Source organism: Flavobacterium anseongense, from assembly GCF_021608185.1.
In the GTDB taxonomy this organism is placed as follows: Bacteria; Bacteroidota; Bacteroidia; order Flavobacteriales; family Flavobacteriaceae; genus Flavobacterium; species Flavobacterium anseongense.
In genome coordinates, this window is record NZ_JAKIHN010000009.1 from 66,267 (window position 1) to 81,420 (window position 15,154).

Consider the following 15,154-nt stretch of genomic DNA (forward strand, 5'->3'; position numbering starts at 1 on the left):
ACGCAATCACTCTATAAAACAATGTGTTATAAACAAAAATTATTTTTTCTGAATTTTTTCTGCGAAAATTCTGTTTTCTTCTGTTATAACTTTTACAATATAATTTCCTGATGCTAAGTTTTTATAAGGAATCTCAATGTTTTCGGAACCTAAATTATCGATTTTGTTTTCGGAAATAAACTGACCTAAAATGTTATATAATTTCACATTTTTGATAATCTCTTTTGTGTTAATATGTAAGATGTTATCACTATTTGTAAAATAAATTACGGGGTTACTATTTTGTGCAGGATTATTAGTTCCTAATGCATTTCCTGAGAAACGGAGAGAAAAACGATCATTGTAAATGCCAATAGGTAATGAAATACTAAAATCAGCATTTTTAATGTCATAGTCCGTTCCGGTTTCAGCATCATGAATATACAATTGAGTATCTTCTGATATATTTTCCAATGTATTAATTTTGATTGTGCATATACCAGCTGTTGCCGTTTTTAAGCCAAGAGGAAGTATTTGGTCGGTATTAAAATTTGAAACCGCCTGGATAGTAAGTTTTGCATCGGTGGTTTTCCAATATAAATCATCAGCATTTTCATCAATTATTGGGGCATCATAGCCAACATCAAAAAAGCTGGTCGTATTCTCATCAACTCCCACTAAAATTTGTCTGTGTATGTTCGAAGGTGATTGGTACAGTAATCTGATTTTTTGTCGGTTGTCAGCATCGTCATTCGTTGTTTGATTCTGGTTATTTGATTTGAAAAACACAGAGTTGCTCACTGATTCTATTTTGAAAGCGCGTTGAGTGTTTTTAAAATTAATAGTACCGCCAGTAACAGGCGTACTCAAACCAGGATTATTTCCGGTCAATGCAGCATTTGAACCAGTACCAATAAAAAAGCCTTGTGCTACAGGGATGTATCGCTTTGGGACTCTTGTTCCCATTGCGCCATTAGCATTTATCAATGGATCGTTCGAAATAGCTACCACACCACCCATTAAGGTATAAGTTGAATAGCCACCAATATATTGATTCAGAATATGGGATTGTCCTCCAAAATGATCCCAAAAATATAAAGCTCCATTAAAAATATTGGTAGCAGCTCTTCCCGCACCATCTTTTATGTTATCTTTTATAAATTCGTCTGCATCTAAGGCTGATGGATAAGGATTTCCAACTAAATAACTTTGATTTAAAGAAATTGATAAAGGAATGGTTCCATTATTTGGCTTACCAACAAAAACATAGTTCTGTGGCGTGGTAAATGGTGCAATTCCGGTAACGCCTTTCATCGTAAATCCTTCACCAATGCCTATAGTTCCTGTGCTTCCTACATATTGCCATCCCGCATAAACGGTGCTTACACTGGTATATTTAAACATCCAGCGGTTGCCAAGTTTAACAGGCGTAGTTATTGCGCCATCGGCAAAATAGGCACCGTCGCCAAAAGTTATTGCATTTGGGTTAAACGAATTTGTGGAAGAATCAGTTCCGTCTCTTAAAATACCACCGATAGTGTAGTTTGTACCATTAGTTGAAACCGGTGATGACCAATAATTATAATGATAGCTGCTTCTATTACCTTGCTGGTCTTTCAAAATTTTTCCTGTTCCCGCAGAAGGATTTGCAACTGTACCATTTTGAATAATCTGCGCTTCTCCAACTAATCTTAAATCACCGCTTAGTAATGATAATTCATTGGCAACCGTCAATTGAAACCCATCAACAACACTAATTCCTTTGGCATTATTAGAATTATTTAATGTCATATTATAAAAAGCTTCATTAGTTTTAATTCCAACATTGATATTTTGTATCTGATTTAATGTAGCGCCATTAAAAGTAACTGTTCCTGTTCCTGGAATGAAGCTTCCGCTATTTCTCCAATCTCTACTTATCTGTAATTCAGAGTTATTAGTAGCGACCATTGTTACAGAAGCACCAGAGGCAACTATTAAATCACGTGCTGATGCAATATAATTATAGGCAGCGGCAAATGGCGATGTTCTATCTATAAGCGGCATTCTGCCGGAAATGGTAACTGTTGGGATTTGCGCATCAATAGTACTTGAAGGTAGACCGCCAGCCCAATTTTTACAATCAAACCAATCGGTACTAACAAGTCCAGTCCATAATCCCGGAGTTCCATTAAGAACTGTAACAACTGGGGCACCAGTCAAGTCTTGAGGTCTAGCACTACATCTGGAGTCGCTTAAAGCCGTTATGGTAAACGTTTGATTAGCTGTCATTCCGCTTACGCTGAATACGTATGGGCTTGAAGTTATACCGTTAACCGTAGTTGTAGATACACCATTACTATAAGTTAAGTTCCATGGTCCTGTTCCTTCTAAGGTAACGCTAAAAGTTGCTGTCCCACCATAACAAATGGTTTGTGATGGTTGAATATCAGCTTTAGGTCTTGGATTTACTCGAGCTATTATAGTTCTTGGTGGACCAATACATCCATTAGCGGTAGGTGTTATAGTATAAGTTACAGTCCCTTGAACAGTTCCTGTAGCTGTTAATGTTTGATTGATGGAGCTTCCCGAACCAGCGCTTCCACCAGTTGCATCAGTTTGAGCTACAGTCCAATTAAATACTGTCGATGTTTGGGTACCAGCTACTGCACTCGATAATGGAATAACATTCGTATCACCTGAACAACTAGTTGTTGGCGATGCTGTTACTATTGGCAATTGATTTACTGTTACTGTAATATAGGTAGTGCCTTCTGGTCCATAACTTGTACAACCATTAAGAAAAGATGTTACAGCGTAGGTAGTTGTAACGGGTGGATATACACTTACATTGGTAGCATTAGTAACGCTAACGGTAGTATTTGCGGTGACGTCCGTCCATAAAGAAGTAAGAGCAGGTACTGGAGCTTGGGGAATATTTACATTGTCGATAACCCAGGCATCACCATCAAAACCAGGTAATTTAGCTTGCAATCCATGATAGTTAAATCGTATTCTTAAGTTAGCATATCCTAAATAGGCATTTAAATTGATACTTACAGCAGTGTTAAATTGATTATATGGACCTTGATTTCCAGAATAGGTAGCCAAGGTTACGGGATAAGTTGCACCACCATTAAATGAAAGTTCTACTTTGCCCCATGCACCAGGAACCAATTTATGTGCATGATCAAATGTCAGATTTGCCGAGGATAATCCAAAAAGGTCAAAAATAGGAGTTTGAAGTGTACTGTCTAAATTTCCTCTTGCGATAGCAAATTTATCATCACTAGTAGTGTTATATTCAGTTCCGCCATTTCCATTAGTTTCTTTAAAGGTCGTCGGATTTCCATTATCACCACTGGCACTAAAAACTGCATTTCCATCTACTAACCAGCCTGCTGGGTTAGCAGTATTAAATAGTCCACCATATTGTACGTTTTGACTACTTGAAAAACCGCTTAAAGAAGTTAAAGTCGTAGATTCTCCTGCACAAATAGTAGATGGAGTAGCAGTTACAGGCGAAGGCTTAATGTTAGGAATTACAAATAAAATAGCAGGTGTAGAATAGGTGATATTACAAGAGGCATTTTGAACAACAGCCCTAAATGTGGTAGTTACTGTTGCATTAGTATAATTAAAAGTATTATTACCAACACCACCTAAGTTCAGCCAGGTATTTCCTGCATCTATTGAAGATTCCCATCTAAGAACCGCTCCTGTTTGCCCATTGAGAGCTATAATTCCGGATGAAAGATGACAATCGGTATGAGTACTTACCGGTGTTGGTAAAGCAACCATAGTACCACTCGAATTGGCTGTATGTGTAATTGTGGCTGAACCTCCAACAGATAATGAGTTTACAATTAATGTAGCATTATTTGAAGTAGCACTAGGGGAACAGCTTCCGCTAACCACACATCTATAATTGGATGAAGCATCAGAAGCGCTTATAGGATTTATTGTTAGGGTTGCAGTTGTTGCTCCTGAAATTGAACCACCATTGCTTAAAAGTGTTGCGCCATTGTACCATTGGTAAGTCAACCCTGTTCCAGTAGCACTTACAGAAAAGCTGACAGAACTTCCGGAACACAAAGTTTGAGAAGCCACAGGTTGGGAAGTAATGGCTGGAAGTTGGTTGACAACTAAAGCAGTATTATTTGAAGTTACCGCCGCACATGGACTCGCTCCTGAAACCACACATCTGTAATTGGTAGCTGCATCGCCAGTTGCGATTGGGTTTATTGTTAAAGTTGCTGATGTAGCACCTGAAATAGCTCCGCCATTGGTTAAGGCAGCAGCACCTTTATACCACTGATAACTCAAACCGGTTCCTGTTGCCGTAACAGAAAAAGTAGCAGAGCTACCCACACATACAGTTTGGGTAACAGTAGGTTGGCCAGTAATGGCAACAACTTGGTTTACAATTAATGCAGCATCGTTTGAAGTAGCACTAGGAGAACAAGTTCCACTAACTACACAATGATAATTGGATGAAGCATCTGAAATGCTAATAGGATTTATTGTTAAGGTTGGTGTTGTTGCACCGGTAACTGAACCACCATTGCTTAAAAGTGATGCGCCATTGTACCATTGGTAAGTCAATCCCGTACCGGTAGCACTTACAGAAAAGCTAACAGAACTTCCGGAACACAAAGTTTGAGAAGCCACAGGTTGGGAAGTAATGGCTGGAAGTTGGTTGACAACTAAAGCAGCATTATTTGAAGTTACCGCCGCACATGGACTCGCTCCTGAAACCACACATCTGTAATTGGTAGCTGCATCGCCAGTTGCGATTGGGTTTATTGTTAAAGTTGCTGATGTAGCACCTGAAATAGCCCCACCATCAGTTAAGGCAGCAGCACCTTTATACCATTGATAACTCAAACCGGTTCCTGTTGCCGTAACGGAAAAAGTAGCAGAGCTACCCACACATACAGTTTGGGTAACAGTAGGTTGGCCAGTAATGGCAACAACTTGGTTTACAATTAATGCAGCATCATTTGAAGTAGCACTAGGGGAACAGCTTCCGCTAACCACACATCTATAATTGGATGAAGCATCTGAAACGCTAATAGGATTTATTGTTAAGGTTGCGGATGTTGCTCCTGAAATTGAACCACCATTGCTTAAAAGAGATGCGCCATTGTACCATTGGTAAGTCAAACCTGTTCCGGTAGCACTTACAGAAAAGCTAACAGAACTTCCGGAACACAAAGTTTGAGAAGTCGCAGGTTGGGAAGTAATGGCTGGAAGTTGGTTGACAACTAAAGCAGCATTATTTGAAGTTACCGCCGCACATGGACTCGCTCCTGAAACTACACATCTATAATTGGCTGCTGCATCACCAGATACAATTGGGTTTATTGTTAATGTTGATGAAGTTGTACCCGAAATTGATCCACCGTCAGATAAGGCAGTTACACCTTTATACCACTGATAACTCAAACCGGTTCCTGTTGCCGTAACAGAAAAAGTAGCCGGGCTGCCTGCACATACAGTTTGTGTAAGGACAGGTTGGCTGGTAATGACAACAGCTTCATTTACAATGATTGCAGCATCATCAGAAGTAACTCCGCTGGAGCATCCATTTGTAACATGACAATTATAGTTAGAAGCAGCATCGCCTAAATCAACAGGATTTATTGTCAAAGTAGCCGATGTTGCACCGGAAATGTTTCCGCCATTACTTAATAAAGTTGCCCCTTTATACCATTGGTATACTAAACTTCCACCTGTAGCAGCAACGGAAATACTAACAGAGTTACCCTCACAAACGGTTTGGGAAATTTGTGGCTGAGTGGTTATTGAAGCGCTTTGATTTACATTCAAAACGGAATTTGCAGAGGCAACAGCACTACATGGACTTGTTCCACTAACTAAGCAATAGTAATTAGCAGCAGCATCACTTAACGCTAAAGGAGAAATACTCAAAGTATCAGTAGTAGCACCCGAAATCGCTCCGCCATCAGTTAAAGCAGTTGCTCCTTTGTACCATTGAAAAGAAATCCCGGTACCGGTAGCAGCAACAACAAATGTTGCAGTATCTCCGATGCATAAGGTTTGGGTAGCAACAGGCTGAGAAGTTATGGTAACTTTTTCAATTACGATTAACTCAGCATTAGCTGAAGTTGCTGCTGGGGAACAATTTCCGCTTACAACACAATTATAATTTGCTGATGCATCTGTTAAAGCAACAGGATTTATGGTAAGAGTGGCACTTGTTGCCCCTGAAATTGAACCACCATTGCTTAAAGGCGTTGCGCCATTGTACCATTGATAAGTCAAACCTGGTCCGGTAGCACTTATGGAAAAGCTAACTGAACTTCCTGAACAAACAGTTTGAGTGGCAAGAGGTTGTGAACTTATCGCAGGTAACGCCAATACATTTACAGCATTTGTTGTTTTACTACAATTCGTAGTTGAATTGGTAAAAGTAAAAGTTGGACTTCCAACAGCAACACCAGTTACAAGACCAGTATTGTCAACAGTTGCGAAAGCGTTATTACTGCTGCTCCATGTCCCTCCTGAATTTGGAGTTAATTGAGCTGTAGCTCCGATACAAACACTAGCAGGAGATGAAACCACAGGAAGTGCATTAACGGTAACAGTTGTATTTACAGAATTGGTACAACCATTTCCATTAGTATAAGAATAAGTAATTAGTGAAGTTCCAGCAGAAACACTTGAAACAAGACCACTTGTATTTATAGTGGAAACTCCAGTGGAAGCACTATTCCATGTGCCGCCAGGTGTTGAATTAGACAAAGTGGTTGTTGAACCAATACAGACTGATGTGTTTCCGGTGATAGGATTTAAAACAGGTAAAGGATTTACGGTAAAATTACTGACGCTGGTTCCGGTTCCTTGCGGAGTTGTCAAAGAAATTGTTCCCGTTGTAGCACCAGCTGGTAAAGTTGCTGTAACCTGAGTATTATTATCCTGTACAAAACTTGCAGCGGTTCCGTTAAAACTCACTGCGGTTGTTCCCGCGATAAATCCACCGGTTATTATTACTGATGTAGTTGAGCCAACACAAGCACTCGATGGAGAAAATCCAATTGTAGTATAATAAACTGTAATTTTAATATAATCTACCGTAGCAGTTAAACTATTGTTTGTGTTCACTGATAGTACCGCTCCAAAATTAGTTGCATTGATATCAGCTGGCGTCCATGTCGTTCCCCAAGTATCTGTTGATGAACCATAAGTTGCAACAGAAAGAGTCGTAGTATAAGCTGTTGCAGTAGCTTTGTTGGTACCGGTAACAATTCCACCCTTTACTAAACTGACAATATTATCTTTTGTTATTCTACCACCATTTGTAGCACTGGTTCTTCGGTTTACGGTAACAGTAATCCCGTTTATTATTGCTCCGGTTGGAATGGAAAAACCGTAATTAGTTCCTTGCAGATAATCAGTATTTCCTGCGCCACTAAAAACAGCAGTAGCATAATTTGCATCTGCAGTATTAGTAATGTTTCCTGGATTTGTCCAATCTATATTGGCGCCAGCAACAAAGTTTCCTGTAGTTGGATTATTTGGTCCGGCTGTTTGGGCTGCCGTAAAGTTTACTGGGAAAAGAGCGAGCGTAACTAGAAGTAGGATATATTTTTGTTTAAAAAATAATTCTAGTACAAATTCAGTTTTTTGAGATAAGTAGTTTTTCTTCATAGGGCGATGAATTTTAAACTCCATTAATATTATTACGAAATTATACTACCCTTTCAGAGTGCAACAATTTTTCGGTTACACTACTTTAAAAATCGATAAAGTGCAGTTTTTTTAAATATTTTTCAAATAAATTAAATTGTAACTATTTGTTTTTCAATAATCTGTGAATTATGCAAGTGTGCATTTCAACGAACGAAATGAACCTTTCATGGATAAAATTGAAATAAATAAAAGATTGAATTTTTGCTCAATCTTAACAAATACTATTTCAAGAAATAGGTATTAATAGCTTATATTTGTTTCTATGAAAAATTGTTTCTCATTTTTACTTTTTTTACCAATGGTGCTCTTTTCTCAAACTAATTTTGAGAAAGCAGAAAAACTATTTAATCAGGAAAAATATACTGCGGCTAAACCTATTTTCGAAAGCATTTATAAAGAGAATCCAAATCAATTAAAAACGATAGAGTATTTGGGTGACATTGCCAGTAATTTAAAAGATTGGGACAAAGCTGCTTTTTATTACGAAAAACTAAAAACCTTAAAACCCAGTGAAGCCGATTATTATTTCAAGTATGGTGGTGCTTTGGGAATGAAAGCACAAACAGGTGGAAAATGGGTTGCCATCGGGCTAATAGGCGATATCAGAAATTCACTCGAAAAAGCAATAGTTATTAATCCAAATCATATTCAAGCACGTTGGGGACTTATAGAATATTATCTTCAGTTACCCGCATTTGTTGGTGGCAGCGAACGAAAAGCACAACGATATTCAAATGAATTATTTAAAATTTCACCTGTCGATGGATATCTTTCCAAAGCACATATCGATGAATACTTTAAGCGTTATAAAAATGCTGAAAAAAACTATATTAAAGCTATTGAAATTGGCGGCTCCAAAAACACTTACCATCGGTTAGCCGAATTGTATAGAGAAAAATTACATCAACCCGAAAAAGCATTACAAGTTTTACAAGCATACCAAGAAAAAAACAAATCATAAAACATGCGTACACATTTCATTGCCATTGGCGGCGCTGCCATGCACAACCTTGCTTTAGCATTACACAATAAAGGATATAAAGTTACCGGAAGCGATGATGCCATATTTGAACCTTCCAAATCACGATTAGAAAAAAAAGGATTATTACCGGCAGAATTTGGCTGGTTTCCTGAAAAACTAACATCAGATATTGAAGCCATAATTTTGGGAATGCACGCCAAAGCTGATAATCCTGAATTGTTGAAAGCTCAGGAATTAGGATTGAAAATCTATTCGTATCCGGAATTTTTATACGAGCAATCTAAAAATAAAACCCGAGTAGTTATTGGTGGTTCGCACGGAAAAACAACTATCACTTCGATGATTTTACATGTGATGCATTATCATAATATTGAAGTCGATTATATGGTTGGTGCACAGTTAGAAGGTTTTGACACCATGGTTCATTTGACACACGAAAATGACTTTATCGTTTTGGAAGGCGACGAGTATTTATCTTCACCAATCGACAGGCGACCAAAGTTTCATTTGTACCAACCAAATATAGCGTTACTTTCAGGAATTGCGTGGGATCATATTAATGTGTTTCCAACTTTTGAAAATTATGTAGAGCAATTTGAAATATTTGTTAACCAAATAACCAAAGGCGGAATTTTAGTCTATAACGAAGAAGACGAAACGGTTAAAAAAGTTGCTGAAGAAACCACCAATACCATCAGAAGATTGCCTTATAGCACTCCAAGTTACTCTGTTGAAGACGGAACGACATTGTTAGACACACCCGAAGGCCCAATGCCAATTGAAGTTTTTGGTGCACACAACCTTAATAATCTGGCTGGCGCCAAATGGATTTGCCAAAATATGGGCGTTGATGAAGCCGATTTTTACGAAGCGATTGCAAGTTTCAAAGGCGCATCAAAACGTTTAGAAAAAATTGCCGAAGGAAAAGGTAAAGTAGCTTATAAAGATTTTGCACATTCACCAAGTAAAGTATCGGCAACAACCAAAGCCGTAAAAGCACAATATCCAAACAGAAAACTAGTTGCTTGTTTGGAACTTCATACATACAGCAGTTTGAATGCAGAATTCCTAAAAGAATACGAAGGAGCACTCGATGCTGCTGATGTTGCTGTTGTTTTCTATTCGCCCGATGCAGTTAAAATTAAGCAATTGGAAGAAGTTAGCTATGACCAAATTGCACAATCTTTTAAGCGTGATGATTTGATTATTTATACCAATCCGACTGAGTTTAAGGATTTCCTTTTTAATTACGATTTAAGTAATTCAGCTTTGCTTTTAATGAGTTCCGGAAATTATGGTGGATTAAATTTTGATGAGGTTAAAGGATTAATTAATTAAAATTCTTACATTTATCATTATTTTGATAATGATGAATGAACATAATTTCTCCATAAAACATTGGGCAGAAGATGATAAGCCACGTGAAAAGCTAATGTTGAAAGGCAAACTTTCATTAAGTGATGCCGAGTTGGTTGCTATTCTCATTGGTTCCGGAAACAGAAATGAAAGTGCGGTAAGTCTGAGCAAAAGAATCTTGTCAAGTGTCGATAACAACTTAAATGCTCTAGGAAAATTATCCTTAAAACAATTAATGGAATTCAAAGGAATAGGCGAGGCGAAGGCAGTTTCCATTTCAGCTGCTTTAGAATTAGGAAGACGTCGCAGAGCGGAAGAAACTGTTGAACTTCAAAAAATAACCTCAAGCAAAGTTGTTTTTGAAATCATGCAGCCTGTAATTGGCGAATTACCACACGAAGAATTTTGGGTTTTGTATCTGAATAATTCCAATAAAGTAATTCACAAATCACAACTTTCTAAAGGCGGAATTACCGGAACAGTGGTCGATGTGCGATTAATATTCAAAACTGCTTTGGAACAAGGAGCAATTTCCATAATTTTGACGCACAATCATCCTTCGGGCAAACTCTTGGCAAGTGATGCCGACAAGGATATTACCAAAAAACTAAAAGTGGCAGGAGAACAATTAGACATCAAAGTGCTCGACCATATTATCATTACCGAAACCGGTTATTTTAGCTTTCAGGATGAAGGTATTTTTTAAAATGGAAAACATTACAGACATTTTCTTCGATTTAGATCACACACTTTGGGACTTTGATGCCAATTCTGTTTTAGCATTTGATAAAATATTTGCCGAACAACATCCAACTATTGATACTAAAACCTTTATTGAAATTTACGCACCAATAAATCAGGCTTGTTGGAAGTTGTATCAGGTCGATAAAATTACGCATCAGGAATTGCGTTATAATCGTTTACGTCAATCGTTTGATGTTTTAAACTATTCTATTTCTGATGAAGAAATCAATAAAATCTCCGATGATTATATTGCCTTTTTGCCTGATAATAATCAGTTGTTTGAAGGCGCGATTGAAGTGTTGGAATACCTGACTCCAAAGTATAATCTGCATATTATTACCAATGGTTTTGCCGAAGTGCAAGGAAAGAAAATCAACAATTCGGGTTTAGCAGATTATTTTAAAACCATTACCAATTCGGAAATGGCAGGAATGAAAAAACCACACGCCACAATATTCGAATATGCACTATCTTTGGCTAACACAAAAAAAGAAAACGCGATCATGATTGGCGATTGTATCGATGCCGATGTGCGTGGCGCAATAGATTTTGGAATGAAAGCTATACTGTTTGATGAAAAGGGAATATATAATGAAGAAGGATTGCATACTATTAATCATTTATTAGAATTAAAAAAAATATTGTAAAATGAAGAGACTTGTATTGTTGTTTATTTTGATCTCGAGCTATGCCTTTTCGCAAAGCGTTAATGATTATCAATATGTGATTGTGCCTGTAAAGTTTGATTTTTTTAAAAAAGACGATCAGTATGGGCTGAATACATTAACCAAATTATTGCTGCAGAAATATGGTTTTAAAGCGTATTTAAGCAATGAAGAAATCCCACAAAATGTAGAGCGATGTAATTTTTTATATGCTAATGTTCTAGAAAAAAATGGTGTATTCATTACTAAAGTTAAAATAGTTTTGAAAGATTGTCAAGAGAAAGTGATATTTGAAACTCAATTTGGCGAAAGTCGAGAGAAAGAATTTGCAGTGGCTTATAATCTGGCATTGCGTGATACCGGAAAATCGTTTGATAAATTAGATTATAAATATAATGGAGTAAACAGGAATGTTACTCAGGCAACTACTGTCATAAATCAGATAGAAACTGAGCCGATAGTCAATTCAGGTTCGACCGCAACTAGCAATGAGACATTTTATTTTGCACAACCAATTGCAAACGGTTACCAAGTGGTTGATAGCGAACCAAAAGTGATTATGAAGTTAATTAACACTTCTCAAAAATATATTTTCCTTGCAGAAAAAGGAGATAAGAAAGGAGTAGTATTGCCAAAAGGGGATAAATGGGTTTTTGAATATTACGAAAACGGAAAAACATTTTCAGAACCCTTGAATCTGAAGTTTTAATTTAGTTTTCTGCTGAATACTGCGACTGAAAACTAGTAACCATACTTATCCTTCCAGCGATTCTTTAAGAAGTTACGCAATTCGTTCTCACGAGCATTGTTTCCGGGTTTGTAGAAAGCCGTATTTTTGATTTCATCGGGTAAATATTCCTGAGCCGAAAAATTATTTTCATAGCTGTGTGAATATTGATATTCTTCACCATAACCCAATTCCTTCATTAGTTTTGTTGGCGCATTTCGCAAATGAATTGGTACCGATAAATCGCCTGTTTGCTTCACCATTTGTTGTGCTTCACCAATTGCCATATAACTCGCATTGCTTTTGGCAGAAGTGGCCAAATAAACCGCACATTGGCTCAGGATAATTCTACTTTCGGGATAGCCAATGGTTGAAACCGCCTGAAATGTATTATTCGCCATGATAAAGGCAGTCGGATTGGCATTGCCAATATCTTCGCTGGAAAGAATTAGCATTCGTCGGGCAATGAACTTTACATCTTCGCCGCCTTCAATCATTCGGGCCAACCAATACACAGCGCCATTTGGATCACTTCCACGAATGGATTTTATAAACGCCGAAACGATATCGTAATGTTGTTCACCGGTTTTATCATAAAGCACGGTGTTTTGTTGTACTAATTCTAAAACTTTGTCGTTGGTTATTGTAATTTGACCTTCAGGGCTTGCGTTTACGACCAGTTCAAAAATATTTAATAGCTTTCGACCATCGCCACCGGAAAGTCGGAGTAGCGCTTCTGTTTCTTTTAGTTTTATTTTTTTGGAAGCCATAAAGGTATCTTCCTTGATAGCCCGATTTAATAAAGCCAATAAATCGTCTTTAGAAAACGGATTTAAAATATACACCTGACAACGTGACAAAAGCGCCGGAATAACTTCAAAACTCGGGTTTTCGGTTGTAGCTCCAATTAGGGTTATCCAACCTTTTTCTACAGCTGCCAATAGCGAATCCTGTTGCGATTTGCTAAAGCGGTGAATCTCATCAATAAACAGAATTGGATTTTTTGCTGTGAATAGTCCGCCACTAAGTTTGGCTTTGTCAATTACATCGCGAATGTCTTTTACACCACTGTTTATAGCACTTAACTCATAAAACGGGCGATTACTTTGCTTGGCTATAATTTGCGCCAAAGTTGTTTTTCCGGTTCCGGGTGAACCCCAAAATATCATTGATGGAATTACACCACGGGCAATTTGTTGCGTTAACGAACCATTTTCGCCAACAAGATGTAATTGGCTGATATAATCTTCTAATCGCTGCGGTCTGATGCGTTCGGCAAGTGGTGCTTCCATGTTGTAAAAGTAAATATTTCTGCCAAAATATCATTGTTTTAAATTTGGCTGTATTTTTGACAATAGCAAAAAACAATTTTAGCTTTAGCAATGAACGATTATCATCATTTTAAGTTTACACCTTCGGTTTGGTTAGTACCATCACTGCTGCTTATTCTGATATGGTTTGTATTCTTTTTGGAACATAGTTTCAATATTGATTTGACTTCACACGGAATTTTACCACGAACAGTTTCAGGTTTGGAGGGTGTATTTTTTAGTCCGTTTCTTCACGGTAGTCTGAATCATATTGCCAACAATTCTATTCCGTTATTTATACTCACAACGGCATTGATTTATTTTTACAGAGATATTTCATTAAAAGTATTGTTCTATGGTGTTTTACTTTCCGGTCTTATTACTTGGGTGATTGGAAGGGAATCCTATCACATTGGTGCCAGCAGTCTAATTTATGTTTTGGTTTCCTTTATTTTCTTTAAAGGAATGATGACACAATATTATCGCTTGATGGCTCTATCGATGGCGGTTGTGATGTTTTATGGCGGAATGATTTGGTATGTTTTCCCGGATATAGACAAAACGATTTCCTGGGAAGGACATTTGGCAGGATTGGTTACAGGATTCTTTTTTGCGATAAGATTTAAAACTCCCGATTATAAAAAAGACATTCAATACAATTGGGAAAGACCGGATTTTAATCCGGAAGAAGATGCTTTTATGAAGCATTTTGATGAGAATGGAAATTTTGTAAATACACAAAAAGAGGAAGAATCTGTTGAAGAAACAAACTCAATCTCGACTCAATATGTTTATGTTTTTAAGGAAACTGACGATGCCAAACAAGTCGAATAGTTTACTTTATAGCCCCGACCTGCCTGCCGGCAGACAGGTTGCAGCCAGCTACCGCGTAGTGCGTAAAGCGGGAAAATGGACTGCTGATAAATCCCAAGCCATTCGCTCTTTACTGTCTTTGACGTACAGCTTCGTAAAGAAATGCTCCACAAGCAACAGAAACATTTAATGAACCAATACTTCCAAACATAGGAAGTTTAGCTTTTTCATCAACGATTTTTAAAACTGATGGATTAATTCCTCGGTCTTCACTTCCCATGATAATTGCCACGGGTTCGTTAAGTGAAATGTCATAAATGTTTTGGTCTGTTTTTTCGGTAGCGGCAACGGTTTTTATTCCGCTTCCCTGAAGGTGGAAAATGGCATCTTTGATATGTTCAACTTTGCAGATTGGTACATTAAATACGGCACCTGCAGAAGTTTTTACTGTATCACCATTTACAGGCGCAGAACCCGCTTTTTGGACAATGATTCCGTCAACACCGGTACATTCAGCTGTACGGATAATGGCACCAAAGTTTCGCGCATCGCTCAGTTGGTCTAAAATTAAAAACAACGGCATTTTACCTGATTCGAGCACTTTTTCAATCAAAGTTTCTAAATCGTGAAAGGCGATAGGAGAGATGGTTGCTACGGCACCTTGATGGTTGTTGGAAGTTAATCGGTTTAATTTCTCGACCGGAACGTAGGAGAAGTTGATGCTTTTTTGTTTCATCACTTTCATTAATTCTTTCATTAAATCGCCTTGCGTGTCCGATTGAATAAATACTTTGTCAATTGCTGCACCCGATTGAATACCTTCTATAATTGCTCTGATTCCGAAGATTTGATGTTCTTTTTCCATGGCGCAAAGATATAAAAA

General features: G+C 37.6%; 9 protein-coding genes. 6 read left to right on the plus strand and 3 right to left on the minus strand.

Going from position 1 to position 15,154, the window contains the following annotated elements; genetic code table 11:
• Window positions 1-39: 39 nt before the first annotated feature.
• Window positions 40-7,632 carry a DUF8693 domain-containing protein gene (locus L1S35_RS11755; RefSeq protein ID WP_236400912.1) on the minus strand — a complete coding sequence of 2,531 codons (7,593 nt, stop codon included), beginning with the start codon at window positions 7,630-7,632 and terminating at the stop codon, window positions 40-42.
• A 304-nt stretch (window positions 7,633-7,936) separates the two neighbouring features.
• Here L1S35_RS11755 and L1S35_RS11760 point away from each other — a divergent pair, with 304 nt between their 5' ends.
• Genes L1S35_RS11760 through L1S35_RS11780 form a run of 5 tightly spaced genes read left to right on the plus strand, consistent with a single transcriptional unit; the run spans window position 7,937 to window position 12,130 of the window.
• Window positions 7,937-8,635 carry a tetratricopeptide repeat protein gene (locus L1S35_RS11760; RefSeq protein ID WP_236400915.1) on the plus strand — a complete coding sequence of 233 codons (699 nt, stop codon included), beginning with the start codon at window positions 7,937-7,939 and terminating at the stop codon, window positions 8,633-8,635.
• Between the two features lie 3 nt (window positions 8,636-8,638).
• On the plus strand, window positions 8,639-9,994 hold the full coding sequence (locus L1S35_RS11765; protein WP_236400917.1) for a UDP-N-acetylmuramate--L-alanine ligase: 1,356 nt from the start codon (window positions 8,639-8,641) through the stop codon (window positions 9,992-9,994).
• Between the two features lie 31 nt (window positions 9,995-10,025).
• Window positions 10,026-10,718, plus strand: coding sequence for a RadC family protein (gene radC, locus L1S35_RS11770; protein ID WP_236401025.1), 693 nt, complete (start codon window positions 10,026-10,028; stop codon window positions 10,716-10,718).
• A gap of 1 nt (window position 10,719) precedes the next feature.
• Window positions 10,720-11,403, plus strand: coding sequence for a YjjG family noncanonical pyrimidine nucleotidase (locus L1S35_RS11775; RefSeq protein ID WP_236400929.1), 684 nt, complete (start codon window positions 10,720-10,722; stop codon window positions 11,401-11,403).
• A gap of 1 nt (window position 11,404) precedes the next feature.
• Window positions 11,405-12,130 (plus strand): hypothetical protein, encoded by a 726-nt coding sequence (locus L1S35_RS11780; RefSeq protein ID WP_236400931.1) that lies wholly within the window; start codon window positions 11,405-11,407, stop codon window positions 12,128-12,130.
• Between the two features lie 32 nt (window positions 12,131-12,162).
• Here the strand turns inward: L1S35_RS11780 and L1S35_RS11785 are convergent, their stop codons facing one another.
• A complete protein-coding gene (locus tag L1S35_RS11785; RefSeq protein ID WP_236400933.1) occupies window positions 12,163-13,440 on the minus strand; it encodes a replication-associated recombination protein A in 1,278 nt (425 codons plus the stop codon).
• Between the two features lie 90 nt (window positions 13,441-13,530).
• Between L1S35_RS11785 and L1S35_RS11790 the strand changes: the two genes are divergently transcribed.
• Entirely contained in the window at window positions 13,531-14,292 is a 762-nt protein-coding gene (locus L1S35_RS11790) for a rhomboid family intramembrane serine protease (RefSeq protein WP_236400936.1), read from the plus strand.
• Window positions 14,293-14,401: 109 nt separating this feature from the next.
• Here L1S35_RS11790 and rlmB read toward each other — a convergent pair whose 3' ends face one another.
• Window positions 14,402-15,136 (minus strand): 23S rRNA (guanosine(2251)-2'-O)-methyltransferase RlmB, encoded by a 735-nt coding sequence (gene rlmB, locus L1S35_RS11795; RefSeq protein ID WP_236400938.1) that lies wholly within the window; start codon window positions 15,134-15,136, stop codon window positions 14,402-14,404.
• Window positions 15,137-15,154: the final 18 nt, after the last annotated feature.